The sequence below is a fragment of the Streptomyces tendae genome, assembly GCF_014650435.1.
GTDB classification, from domain to species: Bacteria; Actinomycetota; Actinomycetes; order Streptomycetales; family Streptomycetaceae; genus Streptomyces; species Streptomyces tendae.
Genome location: NZ_BMUY01000012.1, coordinates 72,562 through 90,383 on the forward strand (window position 1 = coordinate 72,562; position 17,822 = coordinate 90,383).

The 17,822-nt window shown below is 72.5% G+C and carries 19 protein-coding genes; 8 read left to right on the forward strand and 11 right to left on the reverse strand.

The window, feature by feature from the left end; all coding sequences use genetic code 11:
* The first annotated feature begins 9 nt into the window (after positions 1 to 9).
* On the forward strand, positions 10 to 873 hold the full coding sequence (locus tag IE258_RS28865; RefSeq protein ID WP_189748251.1) for an Fpg/Nei family DNA glycosylase: 864 nt from the start codon (positions 10 to 12) through the stop codon (positions 871 to 873).
* Between the two features lie 42 nt (positions 874 to 915).
* Here IE258_RS28865 and IE258_RS28870 read toward each other — a convergent pair whose 3' ends face one another.
* From IE258_RS28870 to IE258_RS28880, 3 genes are all read right to left on the reverse strand, one after another.
* Entirely contained in the window at positions 916 to 1,566 is a 651-nt protein-coding gene (locus IE258_RS28870; RefSeq protein ID WP_189748253.1) for a zf-HC2 domain-containing protein, read from the reverse strand.
* Positions 1,567 to 1,771: 205 nt separating this feature from the next.
* Complete coding sequence (locus IE258_RS28875) at positions 1,772 to 2,287, reverse strand: hypothetical protein (protein ID WP_189748255.1); 516 nt, start codon at positions 2,285 to 2,287, stop codon at positions 1,772 to 1,774.
* Between the two features lie 141 nt (positions 2,288 to 2,428).
* Positions 2,429 to 2,983, reverse strand: a complete 555-nt coding sequence (locus tag IE258_RS28880) for a sigma-70 family RNA polymerase sigma factor (protein ID WP_159326036.1) — start codon at positions 2,981 to 2,983, stop codon at positions 2,429 to 2,431.
* Positions 2,984 to 3,235: 252 nt separating this feature from the next.
* Here IE258_RS28880 and IE258_RS28885 point away from each other — a divergent pair, with 252 nt between their 5' ends.
* Entirely contained in the window at positions 3,236 to 4,396 is a 1,161-nt protein-coding gene (locus IE258_RS28885) for a CapA family protein (protein WP_189748264.1), read from the forward strand.
* 1 nt (position 4,397) lies between these two features.
* On the opposite strand, the gene IE258_RS28890 is transcribed toward IE258_RS28885, so the two are convergent.
* Positions 4,398 to 4,871: a MarR family winged helix-turn-helix transcriptional regulator gene (locus IE258_RS28890; RefSeq protein ID WP_189748266.1), complete on the reverse strand. Its 474-nt coding sequence runs from the start codon at positions 4,869 to 4,871 to the stop codon at positions 4,398 to 4,400.
* Between the two features lie 58 nt (positions 4,872 to 4,929).
* Between IE258_RS28890 and IE258_RS28895 the strand changes: the two genes are divergently transcribed.
* Positions 4,930 to 5,745 carry an alpha/beta fold hydrolase gene (locus IE258_RS28895; protein ID WP_189748268.1) on the forward strand — a complete coding sequence of 272 codons (816 nt, stop codon included), beginning with the start codon at positions 4,930 to 4,932 and terminating at the stop codon, positions 5,743 to 5,745.
* Here the strand turns inward: IE258_RS28895 and IE258_RS28900 are convergent.
* The gene (locus IE258_RS28900; RefSeq protein WP_189748270.1) at positions 5,742 to 7,148 is read right to left on the reverse strand and encodes an amino acid permease; all 1,407 of its coding nucleotides are present in this window, start codon (positions 7,146 to 7,148) and stop codon (positions 5,742 to 5,744) included. The genes IE258_RS28895 and IE258_RS28900 overlap by 4 nt on opposite strands.
* A 120-nt stretch (positions 7,149 to 7,268) precedes the next feature.
* Positions 7,269 to 7,730: a universal stress protein gene (locus tag IE258_RS28905; RefSeq protein WP_159326039.1), complete on the reverse strand. Its 462-nt coding sequence runs from the start codon at positions 7,728 to 7,730 to the stop codon at positions 7,269 to 7,271.
* 110 nt (positions 7,731 to 7,840) lie between these two features.
* On the opposite strand from IE258_RS28905, the gene IE258_RS28910 reads away from it, so the two are divergent.
* Positions 7,841 to 8,680: a polysaccharide deacetylase family protein gene (locus tag IE258_RS28910; protein WP_189748272.1), complete on the forward strand. Its 840-nt coding sequence runs from the start codon at positions 7,841 to 7,843 to the stop codon at positions 8,678 to 8,680.
* Between the two features lie 34 nt (positions 8,681 to 8,714).
* Here the strand turns inward: IE258_RS28910 and IE258_RS28915 are convergent, their stop codons facing one another.
* A complete protein-coding gene (locus IE258_RS28915) occupies positions 8,715 to 9,380 on the reverse strand; it encodes a class F sortase (protein ID WP_189748274.1) in 666 nt (221 codons plus the stop codon).
* A gap of 331 nt (positions 9,381 to 9,711) precedes the next feature.
* Here IE258_RS28915 and IE258_RS28920 point away from each other — a divergent pair, with 331 nt between their 5' ends.
* Positions 9,712 to 10,206 carry a hypothetical protein gene (locus IE258_RS28920; RefSeq protein WP_161380629.1) on the forward strand — a complete coding sequence of 165 codons (495 nt, stop codon included), beginning with the start codon at positions 9,712 to 9,714 and terminating at the stop codon, positions 10,204 to 10,206.
* An 85-nt stretch (positions 10,207 to 10,291) separates the two neighbouring features.
* Here the strand turns inward: IE258_RS28920 and IE258_RS28925 are convergent, their stop codons facing one another.
* The 3 genes from IE258_RS28925 to IE258_RS28935 all read right to left on the reverse strand — a co-directional run bounded on the left by IE258_RS28925 (position 10,292) and on the right by IE258_RS28935 (position 12,366).
* The gene (locus IE258_RS28925; RefSeq protein WP_189748276.1) at positions 10,292 to 10,813 is read right to left on the reverse strand and encodes a hypothetical protein; all 522 of its coding nucleotides are present in this window, start codon (positions 10,811 to 10,813) and stop codon (positions 10,292 to 10,294) included.
* 203 nt (positions 10,814 to 11,016) lie between these two features.
* Positions 11,017 to 11,781 (reverse strand): bestrophin-like domain, encoded by a 765-nt coding sequence (locus tag IE258_RS28930; RefSeq protein WP_189748278.1) that lies wholly within the window; start codon positions 11,779 to 11,781, stop codon positions 11,017 to 11,019.
* Between the two features lie 15 nt (positions 11,782 to 11,796).
* A complete protein-coding gene (locus IE258_RS28935; protein WP_229892506.1) occupies positions 11,797 to 12,366 on the reverse strand; it encodes a hypothetical protein in 570 nt (189 codons plus the stop codon).
* A gap of 321 nt (positions 12,367 to 12,687) precedes the next feature.
* Here IE258_RS28935 and IE258_RS28940 point away from each other — a divergent pair, with 321 nt between their 5' ends.
* From IE258_RS28940 to rmdA, 3 genes are all read left to right on the forward strand, one after another.
* Positions 12,688 to 13,635, forward strand: coding sequence for an SCO0930 family lipoprotein (locus tag IE258_RS28940; protein ID WP_189748644.1), 948 nt, complete (start codon positions 12,688 to 12,690; stop codon positions 13,633 to 13,635).
* 225 nt (positions 13,636 to 13,860) lie between these two features.
* A complete protein-coding gene (locus IE258_RS28945; protein WP_127894299.1) occupies positions 13,861 to 14,673 on the forward strand; it encodes an SAM-dependent methyltransferase in 813 nt (270 codons plus the stop codon).
* Complete coding sequence (gene rmdA / locus IE258_RS28950) at positions 14,670 to 16,814, forward strand: cyclic Di-GMP phosphodiesterase RmdA (RefSeq protein ID WP_189748282.1); 2,145 nt, start codon at positions 14,670 to 14,672, stop codon at positions 16,812 to 16,814. Before IE258_RS28945 ends, rmdA begins: the two co-directional genes overlap by 4 nt.
* A gap of 72 nt (positions 16,815 to 16,886) precedes the next feature.
* On the opposite strand, the gene IE258_RS28955 is transcribed toward rmdA, so the two are convergent.
* Complete coding sequence (locus tag IE258_RS28955; RefSeq protein WP_189748284.1) at positions 16,887 to 17,723, reverse strand: LysR family transcriptional regulator; 837 nt, start codon at positions 17,721 to 17,723, stop codon at positions 16,887 to 16,889.
* Positions 17,724 to 17,822: the final 99 nt, after the last annotated feature.

Here is a 17,822-nt window from a genome sequence, read left to right on the forward strand (position 1 = left end):
TCTGGACGCATGCCAGAACTGCCCGAGGTCGAGGCGCTCCGCGACTTCCTGACCGAGCACCTCACCGGCCGCGAGATCGTCCGGGTCCTGCCCGTGGCGATCAGCGTGCTGAAGACGTACGACCCGCCGCTCACGGCGCTGGAGGGCCGCCGGGTGGCGGCCGTGCACCGGCACGGCAAGTTCCTCGACGTGGAGACCGCCGACGGCCCGCACCTGGTGACCCACCTGGCGCGGGCCGGCTGGCTGCACTGGAAGGACGGCCTGCCCAGCGGCATGCCCAAGCCGGGCAAGGGCCCGCTCGCGCTGCGGGTCGCGCTGGAGACCGGCGCGGGCTTCGACCTGACGGAGGCGGGCACGCAGAAGCGGCTCGCGGTGTACGTCGTGGCCGACCCGCAGCAGGTGCCGGGCGTGGCCCGGCTCGGCCCCGACCCGCTCGCCGACGACTTCGACGAGGCACGCTTCGCCGCCCTCCTCGACGGCGAGCGGCGGCAGCTCAAGGGCGCCCTGCGCGACCAGAGCCTGATCGCGGGCGTGGGCAACGCGTACAGCGACGAGATCCTGCACGCCGCGAAGATGTCCCCGTTCAAACTGGCCGCCTCCCTGACCGACGCGGAGACCGCCCGGCTGTACGCGGCGCTGCGCGGCACGCTCACCGAGGCCGTGGAACGCTCCCGGGGCATCGCCGCCGGCCGTCTGAAGGCCGAGAAGAAGAGCGGGCTGCGGGTCCACGGCCGCGCCTCAGAGCCCTGCCCGGTGTGCGGCGACACCATCCGCGAGGTGTCCTTCAGCGACTCCTCGCTCCAGTACTGCCCGACCTGTCAGACCGGCGGCAAACCGCTGGCGGACCGCAGGATGTCCCGGCTGCTGAAGTGACGGCGGCGGCGCCGCGCCGAGGGCGGTCCCCCGGGGCGGTGGTCATCCGGTCGGCAGTGTCACCAGGCGCTCGCCGTCCGCCGTGCGCACCTCGTACCGGTCGATCCGGCCGGGGTGCAGGGCGGCACCGCCTCGCATGGTGTGCGCTCGGGCGTCGTGCTCGGGGACCATCCAGCTGGTGACCGTCTGTTCGGACCCGTCGTCGCCGACGGCGACGAGCCGGCACGAACGGGGGCCGGCTCCGTCCTTGACCTCCAGTCGCACGTCCGTGCCCCACACCTCGTCCTCGGCGGTGATCCGCGCCCACACCCCGGTGCGGGCGTCGGTCGCGGAGACCGGCGCCGCCGGGTCGCCCTGGTGCGCGTAGAGCACGGCGCCGGGCCCGGCCACGGCGCACACGACGGCGACGGCCACGGCGTACAGCACCCGCCTGCGGCCGGCCCGGCGACGTGTGGCCACCGCGGTCAGCAGCCCGTCGAGCAGTCGTGGTCCCGGCCGGGTCAGAGGGTGGACGATACGCGGTGTGGCCTGCCGGTACAGCATCAACTGGCGGGTGGCGGGACCGAATTCGGTCACCTGGGCCGCGCACCGGGGGCATTCCATGAGGTGGTCCTCGAAGCGGAAGGCCTCCGCCTCGTCCAGCACGCCGAGCGCGTAGGCGCCGACGTCACGATGCCTTTCCAGGGACCTCATGCCGAATCCTCGTACCGTTGGGTGCGGGTGGGGTTACTCCTTGCTCCCACCCGTACGCACCGGACAGCCGAATCACTCAAGCCACCGCGCAATCCCGACCAAGGTGTTCGGAGCGGCCCCGGGCGCGGATTGGTCCCTCCCGCGGGAAAGTTCCCGGGAAGTTCTCGGGAGGTTCCCGGGAAGTTCGCGGGACCGGCCGGGGACGCTAGAACAGGTGGATGGCGAGGTGCCCCAGCGGCAGCCCGAGCTGCCAGGCGGGCGTCCACACCTTCGGTCCCTCGTCCTCTCCGGTCACCGGGGCTCCGCCCGGGACCGCGTTCAGGTCGGGGGCGAGCAGTTCGGTTTCCTGGAGCCAGCGCCAGGCGGCCCGGGCCAACTCCAGGTCCGGGCAGTGGCGTCCGGCGGCGAGGGCGTCGGCCGTGACCTCGGCCAGCCGTCCGTGCACCCACTCCTGCCAGGGCTGGTCGTACGCGGTCAGCGACAGCCAGGTCTCCAGGTGGGTGACGACCCGGATGCCGCTCAGTTCGTTCTCCGTGTCGGACAGGAAGACGGTGAGCGCCAGCGCGTCACGACCGGCGCGGAACTCGAAGGACGTCGGCGGCATCAGGTCGCCGGTCCGCAGCAGCTCGTCGGCGATGTACTCGGCGTACAACCACGCCATGGGAACGCTCAGTTCGCCCCCGCCGGTGCCGTCCGTGCTCTCTTGACCTCTGTGCAGCATCCCTTCCTGCCTTCCTCCGGTGCGTGCGCGTCGCCCGACCCGGGTCATGGACCCCCGTCCGGAACACGGATGAGGACAGCCGACTGCTCAACCGGGGTCCTGGGCAAGGCGCTTTACGGAGGCTTGACCAAAAGGTCGGTTTCACCGCAGGTCGGCGGCGTAACCCGGTAGCACCCTGCGCATGGCGCGCAGCGCGTAGTACGCGCGGGACTTCACGGTACCGGGTGGGATGCCGAGGGCGGCCGCGGCTTCCGCCACACTCGCCCCCTGGAAGTACACCAGCACCAGGACTTCACGGTGCTCCGGAGTGAGTGTCTTCACAGCCTCGCGCACATCGAGGGCGGCGGCGGCCCGTTCGGCGTGATCCGCGCAGACGCGCGCGTTCTCCAGTACGGCGTCGCCGACCTCCGCGGGGCGTGCCTGGCGGGCGCGGCGCGCGTCGATCGCGAGCCGCCGGGCCACCGTGAGCAGCCACGGCCGTACCGAGTCGAAGTCGTCGGCGCGCAGGGCCTCGGGATGCTGCCAGGCGCGCACCAGGGTCTCCTGCACGAGGTCCTCGGCACGCTGCCGGTCGCCGTCGCTGAGCCGCAGCAGCAGCGCGAACAGCGGCCGGCCGTGCTCGCGCTGCAGTGCGGCGAGCTCGTGCTCGGCGGTCGTCCCGTGCGCTGTGTCCGTCAGGGTGATTCCGGCCGTCATGGCCGTATGTCACCGCAGGGGGCCGTGTGGGGACAGGGCGCACGCACGGGTGTGCGGCGGACGGTCGATCGCGTCGACGAACGGTTCGACGAACGGTCGGTGCGCGGTCGGCGAGGGTCCCCGCGCCCCGTTCGCGCACGCCGGACGGGCTAATGGGCGTGTCGGAGCCGCCCGTGACGAGACGTGACTCTTTACCTGTTCATACGTAAATGTGACTTTTCATCGGTGTGTGCGACCCAGCGGAGTGAACGGATGATCACACGCAGTCGGCAGGTGGCCCTGGCCCTGGCCCTGACCGCCCTCCTCACCGCGGGCGCGGCCTGCCAGGCCCGCGACCACGAACCGCCGAAACCGCCCGCCCCGGCCCCGCCCGCCGCCGTCGAGGGCGCCTTCACCCTGGTCGCCTCCGGGGACGTGCTCCCGCACGACTCGATCATCGAACGGGCCCGCTTCGACGCGGGCGGCAGCGGCTACGACTTCCGCCCCATGCTCGCCGGCGCCCGACCCGTCGTCGCACCGGCCGACCTCGCCCTGTGCCACATGGAGACCGTCTACGGCGAGAACGGCGACTACAGCGGCTACCCGCTCTTCAAGTCCCCGCCCGAGGTGGCCCGGGCGCTGGCAGCCACCGGCTACGACGGCTGCTCCACGGCCTCCAACCACAGCGTCGACGACGGCGCGGACGGCATCCGCCGCACCCTCGACGCCCTCGACCGCGCGGGCGTACGGCACGCCGGGACGGCGCGCACCGAGGCCGAGGCGGACATCGCGACGGTGCTGCGCGCGGGCCGGGCCCAGGTGGCCCACCTCGCCTACACCCTGCACACCAACGGCCGGCCGGTGCCCGCGGACCAGCCCTGGGCGGTCGGTCTGATCGACGAGGCGCGCGTCGTCGAGGACGCACGGGCCGCCCGGAAGGCCGGCGCCGACGTCGTCGTCGTGTCGCTGCACTGGGGCACCGAGTGGCAGGACGAGCCCGACGGCGACCAGGTGTCCCTGGCCCGGAGCCTGACCGCCTCCCGCACCGGCGACCGCCCCGACATCGACCTGATCCTCGGCACCCACGCCCATGTGCCGCAGGCCTACGAGAAGGTCAACGGCACCTGGGTGGTCTACGGCATGGGGGACCAGATCGCGGGCGAGATGGTCAACGACGAGGGGGTCCGCGATCCGCGCGGCAACCAGTCGGCCATCGGCCGCTTCACCTTCGCCCCGCCCGAACGGGACGGTGAACGCTGGAAGGTGACGAAGGCCGAGTTCGTGCCGCAGCTGTTCGACGTGGACGCCGGCCGGGTGGTGAACCTCAACCGGGCGATCGACGAGGGCGCCGACGTACGCGCCGTACGCGACCGCATCCGCGACGTGGTGCTCAGCCGGGGTGCCGCCGGGGACGGACTCGTGATGGGGAGGTAGGTCAGGCGTCCGCCACGTGGTCCAGGGCCGTCAGCATGGCGTCGAGCACCCGCAGGCAGGTGGTGACGTCGGCGTCCGTGAGGTCCGAGCCGACCTCGCGCAGCAGTCGGTGCTCCCGGTCGAGGACCGCGTCGATCGTGTCCCGGCCCCGGGCGGTCAGCCGGATCAGCGAGGACCGGCGGTGCGCCGGGTTGGGGGTGCTCTCCACCAGGCCCTGGGCCGCGGCGTCGTTGACCATCCGCTGGACGAACTGACGGCTGATCGCCTGGGCCCGGCCCATCTGCGGCACGGTCATCGGCCCGCCGCGCCGCAGCATCGTCAGCACGGCGCGGACGCCCACGGACAGGCCGTCGGCGGCCAGGCCCTGCTCGACGCCGCGCTGCGCGCGCCGGTAGAGCGGGCCGACCAGGTCGTACACCTCGGTGAGCCGCCGGGCGAGGGTGTCCGGGGGGAGGGGTGCGTCGATGTCGTTCACCCCGCCATTATGACACCTCGGTTGCCAAACCTGGGAATGACATGACACCTTGGTTGTCATGAATGCTGCTTCGGATCTCCGCTTCTTCACCTCCTCGGACGGGGACCTCGCGTACCGCGACACCGGATCCGGGGACCTCGTGGTGCTGCTCCACTCGGGGTTCGTCGACCACCGTCTGTACGACGCCCAGATCCCGGCCCTGGCCGCCGACCACCGCGTGATCGCTCCCGACGTGCGCGGCCACGGCTTCTCGGCCAACGCCACGGAGCGCTTCCGCTGGGCGGACGACCTGGCCGGGCTGCTGCGCCACCTGGACGCCGGTCCCGCCGTGCTCGTCGGTCTGTCCATGGGCGGCGGGATCGCCACCGACACCGCCCTCGAACACCCGGAGCTGGTCCGGGCGGTGGTCGCCTGTGGCGCCGCGACCAGCGACTTCGAATACACCGATCCCTGGTACCGGGGGATTCAGGCGGAATACGCCCGCACTCTGGCGGCGGGCGACCTCGACGGCTGGCTCGCCGCGTTCCTGCGCGTGGTCCCCGGGCCGGCCCGGACGGCGGACGACATCGACCCCGGCATCCTGCGCCGGCTGGGCGAGATGGCCCTCCACACGATGTCCAAGCACAGTCCCGGCGAACCCGACCTGCGCACGCCGATGACCGACACATGGGCTCGGGTGCCGGAGATCGACGTGCCGGTCCTCGCCGTCAACGGCTCGCTCGAACCGGACGACCTCACCGGCGCGGCCGAGCGGCTGGTCCGCACCGTCCGTGACGGCCGGTCCGTGACCGTCGACGGCGCGGGTCACTACACGAACCTTGAGCGGCCGGAGGAGTTCAACAAGATCCTGCTGGACTTCCTGCGCACCCTCTAGCGCCGCGCCAGCTCCGACTTCCGGTACGAGTACGCGAAGTAGATCACCAGGCCGACCACGAACCACACCGCGAACCGGACCCAGGTCTGCCACTGCAGGAACGTGATCAGCCAGATCGAGAAGACGATGCCCAGCGCCGGCACGAACGGCATCCACGGGGTGCGGAAGGTGCGCGGCAGGTCCGGCTGCCGGTAGCGCAGCACGATCACCGCCGCGCACACCACCACGAACGCCAGCAGGATGCCGATGTTGGTCAGCTCCGCCGCCTCGCCGATCGGCAGGAACCCGGCGATCACGGCCGAGGCGACCCCGACGATCCAGGTGACCCGCGTCGGCACGTGCCGCGTCGGGTGCGTCTTGGCGAACCACTTGGGCAGCAGCCCGTCGCGCGACATGGAGAACCACACCCGGGTCACGCCCAGCATGAAGGTGAACATCACCGTGAGGATGCCGATGATGGCGCCCACCGCGATGATGTCGGCCAGTGAGCTGAGCCCCACCGACTTGAACGCCGTCGAGAAGCCGCTCTCGGGGTCGATCTCCTTGTAGTTCTGCATGCCGGTCAGCACCAGACAGGCCGCCACGTACAGCACCATCGAGATGATCAGCGAGTAGATGATCGCCTTCGGCATGTGCCGCTGGGCGTCCTTGGACTCCTCGGCCGCCGTCGACATGGCGTCGTAGCCGAAGACCGCGAAGAACACCGTCGCCGCACCGGTGAACGCCCCGCCGACCCCGAACGGGAAGAACGGGTGGTAGTTCGAGCTGTTGATGTGGAAGACGCCGACACCGATCACCAGCAGCACCACCAGCACCTTCAGCACGACCACGATCATCTCGAAGCGGGCCGCGTTCCTGATGCCCAGCGTCAGCAGGTACGCGATCAGCAGGCACAGCACGGCCGCGAACAGGTCGACCTTGTGTCCGCCCCCGGTGCCGGGCGCCCCCAGCATCCAGTTCGGCAGGTCGGCGCCCATCTCGCCGACCAGGAAGCTGAAGTAGCCCGAGATGCCGATCGCGACCACCGCGACGATCGCCGTGTACTCCAGGAGCAGGTCCCAGCCGATGAACCAGCCCACCAGCTCGCCCAGGACCGCGTAGCCGTAGGTGTAGGCGGAGCCCGCCTTCGGGATCAGCCCGGCGAACTCGGCGTAGGACAGGGCGGCCGCCGCGCTCGCCACACCGGCGATGAGGAAGGAGATCAGGACCGCCGGACCGGCCGTGCCGTTGGCGACCGTGCCGGCCAGCGTGAAGATCCCGGCCCCGATGATGCCGCCGACACCGATCGCGGTCAGCTGCCACAGCCCCAGCGAGCGCACCAGGCCCCCGCCGCTCTCCGTCTCCTCGATGTGTTCGATGGGTTTGCGGCGGAGAACACCCTCACCCATGCGGAACCGGGCCATGCGCCTCACCTCTTCGTGAACGGCAAACGGCTGACGGTGGATCATGATGACGCACACGCGTCCGTGACGGAAGTCACGACGCACAAAGGTCCCAAGACACACACATCGACCCGACCGGTGCTACGGCACCACCGTCACCGGCCAGCGCCCCGCCTTCACCAGCCGCACCGCGACCGAGCCGACGAAGCGGTGGCCCGCCTGCTCGGAGGCGCCCACCACCACCGCGTCCGCCTTCAGTTCGTCGGCCGTCTGCACCAGACCGCTGTACGGGTCGCCGCGGAACGTGTGGAACTCCCAGCGGACGTCGAATATCCCCTTCGCCCGCTCCGTCGCCTCCCGGATGTGGGCGACCAGGTCCTCGGCGATCTCGTCGGTCGTCTCGGCCACCGACGCGCCGAGCGCCGCACCCCCCGCCAGCACCGGCTGGACGTACACCACGGCGAGCAGGGCCCGCTGCCGCCTGGCCAGCCCACCGGCGTAGGCCGCGGCCCGCAAGGAGGAGTCGGAGCCGTCCACACCGACGACGATGACCTTCGGCCCGTCCGTGCCGCGTTCGAACTGATGGGAGTGCTGTTCCGTCACGCGGCGAGGTTATCGGAGACCCCGGTGATCTTGGGCCGGGCGGGTGGTTTCATGCCGCCGCCCCGGTGTTGCTCAGGTGCGGCGCACCGCGACCGGGCGACTGATGAGTCATGAAGAAGGACCAGTTGCTCTCCCGCCGCACCCTGCTCACCGGCGTCGCGGCCCTGGGCGCGGCGGGCGCCGGCGGCGCCCTCGCGGCGGGCCTGGGACACGGACCGTCCCGGCCGCCCGCCCCCGTCCCCGCCCCCGGGCCCCCGCAGCGCAGCCCGCTCAAGCCCTCCGCCTACCGCCTCCAGCCGCTGACCGGATACGGCGCCCCACGGGACGCGCCCGGCCGGCCCTCGGTGCGCAGCGAGCCGATCCTGCGCATGACGGGCCGGGGCCGCACCATGATGCTCACCTTCGACGACGGACCCCACCCCGAGTACACCCCGCGGATCCTGGACACCCTCGCGAAGCACGAGGTGCGCGCGACGTTCTTCGTGTGCGGCGAGATGGCGGACTACAACCGGGACCTGCTGACCCGGATGGCCGACGAGGGGCACGTGGTCGGCAACCACACCTGGTCCCACCCGCTGCTGACGAAACTCTCCCGGCGCCGCATCCGCTCCGAGATGGAGCGCACCAGCGAGGTCGTCGAACAGGCCTACGGCGAGGCACCCCGCTGGTTCCGGGCCCCGTACGGGGCGTGGAACCGCGCCGCCTTCCAGCTCGGCGCGGAACTCGGCATGGAGCCGCTCGCCTGGACGGTGGACACCCTCGACTGGACGACCCCCGGCAGCGGCACCATCGTCGACCGGGTCGAGGAAGGCGCGGCCCCCGGCGTCGTGGTGCTCTCGCACGACGCCGGGGGCAACCGCTCGCAGAGCGTCCGCGCCCTGCGCCGCTACCTGCCCGAACTGCTCGACTCCGGCTACCACCTCACCGTTCCCCGGCGGCGCCTGATCTGACCGCGGCCGCCGCGCCCGCCGGGCCGGGGCACGCTCAGCGGACCTCGACCAGGCGGGCGAACGTGACGACGTTCCCGTCGTAGCCGTTCTGCTTGGTGAAACCGCCGCCGCAGGTGATGACCCGCAATTCGGCACTGCCTTTCGAGCCGTAGACCCGGTCGCCGGGGAAATTGTTCTTCTCGAACACCTCGATGCCGTAGATCTCGAAGACCGCCGTCTTTCCGTCCTGGCGGTGCACTTCCACCTTGTTTCCCTTTTTGAGGGCGCCGAGCCCGTAGAAGACGGCGGGACCCTGCTCGTTGTCGACATGGCCGACCACGACCGCGGTGCCCTTTTCCCCCGGGGCGACCGCGCCGGTGAACCAGCCGGCCAGGTTCGGGTCCTCGGGCGGTGGCGCGTCGACCCAGCCGTCCGCGTCGAGGCCGACGCCCATGACCGGGGCGTCGACCTGGATGGCCGGGATGGAGACCCGGTCGGGCACCGAGTACGGCAGCGGCGTGACACCGGAGGCGGCGCCGTCACCGGAGGCCGCCCGGGTGTCCGAGGCGGCGGCCGACGCCGGCTGCGGGGGGCCCACGTCGAACTCCCCGGAGCCGTTGCGGATGAGCGCGAGACCGGTCAGCAGAACAAGCGCTATCACGCCCCAGGGAGCGCGCTTCCTCCGCCGCTCCTCCTCTTCGGCCAACTCGGAGTCGTACATTCTCCATCCCCTCTCGACCCGGCCGTCGCCGGATCATCCGCGCATACGAGCACGCTAAGCGCCGTGCGGGGGACCGGCGACGGGGCGGCGGCGAACGGGTGGTGCGGGCGTCCTCGCGTGCGCCATCCGGGAGGTGACCGGCGGAGATTTTCTGACGGTGCGTGACCTGCGGCGATATCCACTCGCGCGGTTTCGGCCCGGTAACCCCCTCACCAGGACGGACCATTCCCGAAATGCGGCTGCGGGCAGGGCAACTGAGGGTCTTTCTGGGAGGCGCTTTCTCGCCGATCGACCGGGGACGGGACCCGGGGCGTCTTCCGCGGAGGATCACATGCGCACCACTCGTGCCCTCGCGGCAGCCGGCGCCGCCGTCGCTGTCCTCGGACTGGCCGCCCCCGCGGCCACCGCAGGCGGCGACCACAACCAGCCGAGCAACATCGTCGCGCTGCCCAGCGTCATCGCCCGCGGCGGCCAGATGACCGTCACGGTCGACGGCTGCCCCCAGGGCGGCACGATGACCTCGGACGCCTTCCGGACCACGCACCTGACCCCGGTGAGGGGAGCCAACGAGACGTCCAAGGGCACCGCCACCATCAAGCAGGACGCCAGACCGGGCTCGTACGACATCACCGTCAACTGCTCGGGCCGGCGGCTGACCCGGCCCGCGGCCTTCACCGTCATCGGCGGTGTCCGGGGCGGCCTCGGCGGCAGCAGCTCCAGCGGGGCGACCGCGACCGACATCGCGATCGGCGGCGGGCTCGTCGCCGCGGCCGTCGCCGGCGGTGGACTGTTCTGGATGCGCCGCAGGTCCGAGCGGCGCATCTGAGCGCCCGCCACCGCAGCGCGACCTCAGCACTCCGCCCCGGACCCTCGTCGGATCCGGGGCGGAGTGCCGCGCTCGGCGGCGCGGGTCAGGCGCCGTCCTCGCCGGTACGGCGGCGGCGCGAGAGGTGGTGGGCGGTGCCCACCGCGCCCGCGACGAGTGCCGCGCCGAGCCCGAGCTGCTTGAGGTCGAACCCCGCGACGCTGCCGCCCTGACCGGCGTGCACGCCCTTGTCGCGCCAGGGCTCGTCGGACGGGTGGTGCGAGCCGCCCCCCGCGATGGTGAGGTCCACCGTGCCGGTCTTGTCCCGGCAGGCGAACGTCACCCGGTAGACCGCACCGCGCCGGGCGTCCCGGTCCACCCGCGCCGTCGCCGACGACTCGTTGCGGGGGATGATGACCGTGTCGAACACCGGCGAGGTCACCGTGACCCGTCCCCGGCAGCCCGCCTCGGTACGGCCCACCCCCAGCGTGACCTGGCCGCCGGGTGCCACGGTGGCGGGGCTGACGGTGAAGCCGTACGTGTTCGAGCCCACGGCCCCGGCCGGTACACAGGCGGAGAGGGCGGCGCCGCCCAGCAGTGCGACCGAGGCGACGGGTATCGCGCGCATGGTGAATCCTCCGGGTCCCCGAGGAGCAGCGGCGGACCTGTTCCGCTCGCGCCAGGAATGCACCTCGATGTCCGAAACGCTAGGAAGCCGTGCACGCCACCGCGATCGCAGTCGTGCGAATGGGGCAAGAATGTGGGCCGCACAGGGGACGGTGACGGCGTGTCGGCCGTCGCCGTCCCCCGCGTCGTGCCAGTGCCGGGCGGTCAGTCCCCGGCGCCGGGGAACAGGCTCAGGAACGGGTCGGTCGACGCCGAGACGCCCCTGCTGAAGGGTGCGTCGAAGTCCCAGATCAGGAAGAGCAGGAAGGCGATCAGCGCGGAGAACAGCCCCGCGAGGACCAGTTCGCGGGTCGTGCGCCGGATCTGCAGGGCGAAGACCATCCCGATGGTGATGACGGCCCCGGCGATCAGCCCGAACCACACCACCCCCGGCATGGTCGCCCCGGTCGACTGCGCCCGTGCGTTGCGGGCCTGGTCCGCGATGGCCACCTGGTCCACGAGGGGCTGGTACGCCTGCGCCTCGAAGTCCGACCTCGGTTCGTAGTCCGTGACGTCCGCGCGTACCCGGTCGAGCAGCTCGGTGCCGCGGTCGGTCACCTCGCCGTGGTCGGCCATGGCCTTCCACTCGGTGGTGACGACGTGTCCGACATAGGCGTTGACATCCTCCCGGATGCGGTCACGGACGTCGGGCGGGTAGACCCGGGCACGTTCCGAGATCTCGTGCAGCGCCACGGCCTCGGTCTGCACGTCGGCCTCGGCGGCGCTGCGCGCCTCCCAGACCCCCGCGATGGCCAGGCCCAGGACGATGGCGTACACCACGCCGATCCACATCGTCATGTACTCGATGACGTCCGGGGTCTCGGTGATGTCCTCGTCGTCGGACGCGGCGCGGTGCCGCAGGAGGGTGACGATGACCACCACGACACAGGCGGCCAGCATCGCGAGGGTGAGAACAAGCCATTCCGGCAAGAGATGCCTCCAGGATCAGCGCGCACGGAGCGCGGCGACCGCGACCACCGCGGGCACCGTGATGAGCAGGACGAAGACGAGCGGCGACGTGGTCCCGCGCGAGGACCGCTGGGGCGGCCGCGCGGTGCGGTGACGCGGATAGTGCACCGGGCTGAGCGACGGACGGGGCGTGGGCTCGGGCGCGACCGAGGGAGCGGGCGCGGGCGCCGCGGGGCGGACCGGCGGCGGGGTGGGAGCGGGTGTCGGCGTCGGGCTCGGGTCGGGGGCGGGCCGCGGCGGCGCCGGGCGCGGGGCGGGAGGAGGCGGCGGCTCCGGCTCCGGCGCCGGTGGCTTCGGCGGGGGCGGCTTCGGTGCGGGCGGGGGAGTGGGCTCGGGCGGAGGAGGAGGCGGGGGTGGAGGTGGGGGCGTCGGCGTGGGTGTGGGCGTCGGGGTGGGCCTCGGACAGGGCGGGAAGGTGGGCCAGGTGGAGACGCTCCCGGCGACCGCCACCGCGTCGGTGCCGTCCGGTCCGGTCGACGCGTAGGCACAGGCGTCGGCCTGCGCCGGGCCGACCGGTATGCCGACGAGGGTGAACGTCAGCGTCACCAGGGCCAACACCCGTCCGGCAGCGGCGGATCGGGTTGGTTCGGGTCCATGCACGACGCAGATCATGAAGCCTGGCGCACCGCCACGCGCCCGAGTGCCCGGCGATTGCCCCGAAGGAGGGACACGGCCCCACCAGGGGTTTGACGGCGGCGGACCCGTCGGCCCGGCGGCCCGGAAACCAGTGCGAGGCACCGCGCGCCGGTGGCGGGTCCAAGAAAACCCGTGACCGGTTGAACACAACGGGCTCCGCCGTGCGTACCCAGTGTCGTGCGGCGGCCCAGCAGGGCGCCCCAACACCTTCGTGACGATCGGGGATTGACGATGAAGACCTCCTGGCGGAGCGCCTCACTCGTGGCGGGCGCCGCGGCGCTGCTGGCGCTGACGACGGCGTGCGGCCAGGACGGCGGCGGCGCCACCGGCAGCCAGAACGTGGGGGCGACGGCCGCGCCCGGCGACGTCGGCGACCTCGGCACCGGCGCCGGCGACGGACTCGGTACCGGCGCGGGCGCCGGGCAGTCCTCGGCGAGCGCTCCGGAGCCCGCGGGCAAGCTGTCCGTCTCGACGAACGCCGAGATCGGCGACCTGGTGACCGACGGAGCGGGCCGTACCCTCTACCGCTTCGACGCCGACACCGCCGAGCCGCCCAAGACGACCTGCGAGAACGACTGCGCCACCGCCTGGCCGCCCGTGGCCGCGGACGACGCCCTCGCCGGCGAGGGCATCGACAAGGACCTGCTCGGCGAGGTCACCCGGCCCGACGGCACCAAGCAGCTGACGATCGGCGGCTGGCCCGCGTACCGCTACGCCAAGGACACCGCCGCCGGAGACGTCAAGGGCCAGGGCGTCGGCAAGAAGTGGTACGCGCTGGCCGCCGACGGCAAGAAGGCCCAGGCCGAGCCGGCCGCCGGACTGTCCACCCGTGAGGACCCGAAACTCGGCGAGATCGTCGTCGACAAGAACGGCATGACCGTCTACCGCTTCATGAAGGACGAGGCATGGCCGAAGCCGGTCTCGGCCTGCACCGGCGCATGCCTGGAGAAGTGGCCGGTCGTCGCGCCCGTCGAGGCCAACGAGACCAAGGGCGTGGAGAAGAAGGGACTGATGAGCTTCACCCGGCCCGACGGCGCCGCCCAGCAGACGATCGACTGCTGGCCGATCTACACCTTCGCCGGCGACAAGAAGGCCGGGGACACCAACGGTCAGGGCGTGGGCGGCACCTGGTACGCCGTCAAGCCCGACGGAAAGCCGGTCGGCGCGCCGAAGAAGTAGCGACCTCCCGCCTGCCAACCTTCAGCGCGCGACCGCGGGCCGTCCTCTCCGTACCCAGACGGAGGGGACGGCCTGGTTCGTGCGCTTTGGCATGCCTTCGCCCACGGCACGTGCCGCGGGCAGTGACCGGGAACGGACGGTCAATTTCCGTTTGGGCTCGCCCCTTTGGCGGGCGATCAGTAGCCTCAGCTCGAACACCGGATCGCCTATGCCTTGGAGAGCTAGATGGAGCGTCCCGCCTGGGCCCCTCGCAGCATCGACATCACGGTGCCCAGCGTGTCCCGGATCTACGACTTCTACCTGGGCGGTTCGCACAACTTCGAGGTCGACCGGGAAGCGGCCCGCCGGGCCATGGAGTTCATGCCGGGACTTCCCAAGATCATGCAGGCGAACCGGGCGTTCATGCGCCGGGCCGTGCGCTTCGCGGCCGACGAGGGCATCGACCAGTTCCTCGACATCGGCTCCGGCATCCCCACCTTCGGCAACGTCCACGAGGTGGCCGGACGCAGCCGCCCCGGCGCCCGCGTGGTGTACGTCGACCACGACCCGGTGGCGGTGGCGCACAGCGAGGCCGTGCTGGCCGGCCGCGACGACGCGGACGTCGTGGCCGGCGACCTGCTCAAGCCGCGGGAGATCCTGGCCAGCCCCCAGGTGGAGCGGCTGATCGACCTGAATCGACCGGTCGCCCTGCTGCTGGTTGCCATACTGCACTTCGTGGAAGACGAGGACGACCCGTACGCGGCGGTGGCCGAACTGAGCGACGCGCTCGCGCCCGGCAGCCTGCTCGCCCTCACGCACGCCTCGTACGAGGGAATCCCGCTGCCCGCCGAGCGGGCCGGGGGCGCGGTGGACGTGTACAAGGACATCCGCAATCCGCTGATCATGCGTTCGCGCGACGACATCGCACGGTTCTTCGAGGGGTACGACATGGTGGAACCCGGACTGGTTCCGATGCCGCGCTGGAGGCCGGAGGGGGAGCCGGAGGAAGAGGACCCGTACGCGTTCTCCGGGTTCGCCGGCGTGGGGCGTACGGCGTGAGCGCGGAGCCGGACGGGCCGGAGGACAGACTGCGCCGGTTCGCGACGATCTGGAGCCGGGCGGTGTTCCCGGTGACCTCGACGTCGTCCACCCGGCCCGAGTTCGAGGCCGAACTGCTGCCGCTGGCCCGCCGGTTGAGCGAGGTGCTGCGGGCCCGGAGCTTCGACGCCGAGGAGGCCAGGGCGGTCGGCGCCGCGCTCGTCGACGCGCACTGCACCGACCCGGACGCCCTCTCCCGGACGCTGGACTGCGTCGACGCCTACCTGGTGCTCTACTGCGGCGAGGACGGCGACCCGGAGGACCTGCGGGCCCGCTCCGCACGGCTCCAGCACGCGATGGCGGCCGGGTTCGCCGGGGCGCTGCGGGCCAGGACCCTCGCCGAGCAGGAGGCCATCGCCCAGGCGGCCCTGAAGGCGCAGGGCGTGGTGGCCGAGGCACTGCACGCCAGCGAGGCCCGCTTCCGCGCGGTCTTCGAGGGCGCCGCCATAGGCATCGGCATCGCCGACCTGGACGGCAACGTCCTCCAGGTCAACGACGCGTTGATGCGCATGTTCGGCATCGCCGACCCCCGGCTCGGCGGTCGCCGGGCGACCGAGTGGACGCACCCCGACGACGCGCCGCAGACCTGGCGGCTCTACGAGGAGCTGGTGCGCGGCGAGCGCGAGCACTACCACGTGGAGAAGGCCTTCTACCGGCCCGACGGGACGGTCCTGTGGACCAACCTCACCGTCTCCCTGCTCCGCGACGCCGACGGCACCCCGCAGTACCAGCTCGCCCTGATGGAGGACACCACCGAACGCCGGCTGCTCAACCTGCGGCTGCGCTACGAGGCCACGCACGACGCGCTCACCGGTCTGCCCAACCGCAGCTTCTTCTTCGAACGCCTGGAGAAGGCCCTGAACGCGGGCCCGGGCCAGCGCTTCGGCCTGTGCTACCTCGACCTCGACGGCTTCAAGGCCGTCAACGACAGCCTCGGCCACGCGGCCGGCGACCGGCTGCTCGTGGAGGTCGCCGACCGCCTCCAGGCCTGCGCCACCGCGCCCGGCGAGATGGTCGCCCGGCTCGGCGGCGACGAGTTCGTGGCGCTGACCACGGGACGCGACACCCGCCGCGAGGTCGACGAGCTGGCCGGGCGCATCATGAACGCGCTGCTCGCCCCGGTCAGCGTCGACGGGCGGGAACTGACCGTGCGCGGCAGCATCGGCATCGTCGAGGGCCCGGCCGGCGAGCGCAGCCCGGCCGAGGTGCTGCGCAGCGCCGACATCACCATGTACCGGGCCAAGTCGGCGGGCGGCAACCGCTTCGAGCTGGCCGACCCGGAGGCCGACGCCCGCGTCATCACCCGGCACGGGCTGACCACCGCGCTGCCCGCCGCCCTGGAGCGGGGCGAGTTCTTCATCGAGTACCAGCCCCTGGTCCACCTCGGCGACGGCAGTGTGCGCGGGGCCGAGGCGCTGGTGCGCTGGCTGCACCCGCAGCACGGGGTGCTCGGCCCGGACCGGTTCATCCCGCTCGCGGAACACACCGGGCTGATCGTGCCGCTGGGCCGCTGGGTCCTGGAGCAGTCGGTGCGCCAGGCCCGCCTCTGGCGGGAGCGGTACGGCGAGAGCGGCGCCGCGGGCCCGCTGCGCATCAACGTCAACCTCTCGCCCTGCCAGCTCACCCATCCCGGCCTGGTCCAGGACACCGTGGAGATCCTGGAGCGGACCGGCGTCGCGCCCGACGCGCTGTGCCTGGAGGTGACCGAGTCGGCGCTGATCGGCGCGGACGACGACCTGCTGAAGCCGCTGCGCCGGCTCGCCGAGATGGGCGTCGACATCGCCCTGGACGACTTCGGCACCGGCTACTCCAACCTCGCCAACCTGCGCCGGCTGCCGGTGAGCGTCCTCAAGCTGGACCGCTCGTTCACGCAGAGCATGCAGCAGTTCCCGGCGGACCCCGTCGACCTGAAGATCGTCGAGGGGATCGTCGCCCTGGCCCACAGCCTGGACCTCGCGGTCACCGTGGAGGGCGTGGAGACCGGCGCCCAGGCCGAGCAGCTGCGCATACTCGGCTGCGACACGGCCCAGGGCTGGTACTACGCCCGCCCCGGCCCGCCGGAGCGGCTGCACGAACTGGCCCTGGTGGACGCCACCGGCTGAGCGGGGCCCCGCCCGGCTCACGACCCGTGACGGGCGGCTCGAACCCAAGGGTGGTGCGGGCCGCCGCCCGGCTCACGCCCCGTTACGGGCCGCTTCGGCGATCTCCGTGGCCACGCGGACCAGGGCCGCGGTCGCCGTCGAGCGGGACTGCCGGGGCCAGGCGAGGGACAGCACGACCGGCGGGGCGTCCGGGACCGGGCGGTAGGCGACGCCCGGGCGTGGGTAGCGGGAGGTCACCGAGGCGGGCAGCAGGGTGACGACCTTGCCGAGGGAGACGGCCGTGAGCACCTGGGCCAGGTCGTCGTGGCCGCGCCTGGCCTCGTCGATGTGCCGCTCCACGCTGCCCGCGTCGAGGCCGAGGTCGGCCAGCTCCAGCCGGTCGCGGGCGGCGAGCGGGTGGTCCGCGGCGAGGACGGCGACGCGCGGTTCGGCGGCCAGCGTCTCGGTGTCGAGACCCGTACCGTCGAACGGCGCGTGGACCAGGGCGACGTCCGCCTCGCCGGCGCGCAGCAGCCGCGGCTGCTCCTGCCACCCGCACAGCCGGACGGCGACCGGCACGGACCCGGGCTGCGACGCGTAGCGGGCGAGGATCGGCTCCAGCAGCCCCGCGTCCCCGTCGGCCTTCACGGCCAGCACCAGCTTCGGTCCCTCGGCCGCGCGCCGGGCCCGCCGCCCGGCGGCTTCCAGCGCGTCCAGCGCGACGCGCGCCTCGGCGAGCAGCACGTCCCCGGCCGGGGTCCTGGTGACACTGTGGGTGGTCCGCTCGAACAGGGTGACACCCAGCTCGGCCTCCAGCCGGCGGATCGCCCTGGACAGCGGCGGCGGGGAGATGCCCAGCCGCTCGGCGGCGCGCGCGAAGTTCAGCTCCTCGGCGACCGCGACGAAGTAGCGCAGGGAACGCGACTCCATGTCCCGCCTCCCTCCGGTGCCGCCCGGTATCGCCGCTCGGTATTGCCCTCAGGGTAACAAGCGGGACCCGATCGATCCTTCAGTTCCGGCCGCCCGGCG

Coding starts and splice junctions, on each gene's coding strand:
- IE258_RS28955 (WP_189748284.1), bottom strand. CDS start 17,723: ATGGAGTCGCGTTCCCTGCGCTACTTCGTCGCGGTCGCCGAGGAGCTG.
- IE258_RS28895 (WP_189748268.1), top strand. CDS start 4,930: ATGAATGCTGCTTCGGATCTCCGCTTCTTCACCTCCTCGGACGGGGAC.
- IE258_RS28925 (WP_189748276.1), bottom strand. CDS start 10,813: ATGCGCGCGATACCCGTCGCCTCGGTCGCACTGCTGGGCGGCGCCGCC.
- IE258_RS28940 (WP_189748644.1), top strand. CDS start 12,688: ATGAAGACCTCCTGGCGGAGCGCCTCACTCGTGGCGGGCGCCGCGGCG.
- IE258_RS28900 (WP_189748270.1), bottom strand. CDS start 7,148: ATGGCCCGGTTCCGCATGGGTGAGGGTGTTCTCCGCCGCAAACCCATC.
- IE258_RS28865 (WP_189748251.1), top strand. CDS start 10: ATGCCAGAACTGCCCGAGGTCGAGGCGCTCCGCGACTTCCTGACCGAG.
- IE258_RS28910 (WP_189748272.1), top strand. CDS start 7,841: ATGAAGAAGGACCAGTTGCTCTCCCGCCGCACCCTGCTCACCGGCGTC.
- IE258_RS28945 (WP_127894299.1), top strand. CDS start 13,861: ATGGAGCGTCCCGCCTGGGCCCCTCGCAGCATCGACATCACGGTGCCC.
- IE258_RS28920 (WP_161380629.1), top strand. CDS start 9,712: ATGCGCACCACTCGTGCCCTCGCGGCAGCCGGCGCCGCCGTCGCTGTC.
- IE258_RS28880 (WP_159326036.1), bottom strand. CDS start 2,983: ATGACGGCCGGAATCACCCTGACGGACACAGCGCACGGGACGACCGCC.
- IE258_RS28885 (WP_189748264.1), top strand. CDS start 3,236: ATGATCACACGCAGTCGGCAGGTGGCCCTGGCCCTGGCCCTGACCGCC.
- IE258_RS28915 (WP_189748274.1), bottom strand. CDS start 9,380: ATGTACGACTCCGAGTTGGCCGAAGAGGAGGAGCGGCGGAGGAAGCGC.
- IE258_RS28870 (WP_189748253.1), bottom strand. CDS start 1,566: ATGAGGTCCCTGGAAAGGCATCGTGACGTCGGCGCCTACGCGCTCGGC.
- IE258_RS28875 (WP_189748255.1), bottom strand. CDS start 2,287: ATGCTGCACAGAGGTCAAGAGAGCACGGACGGCACCGGCGGGGGCGAA.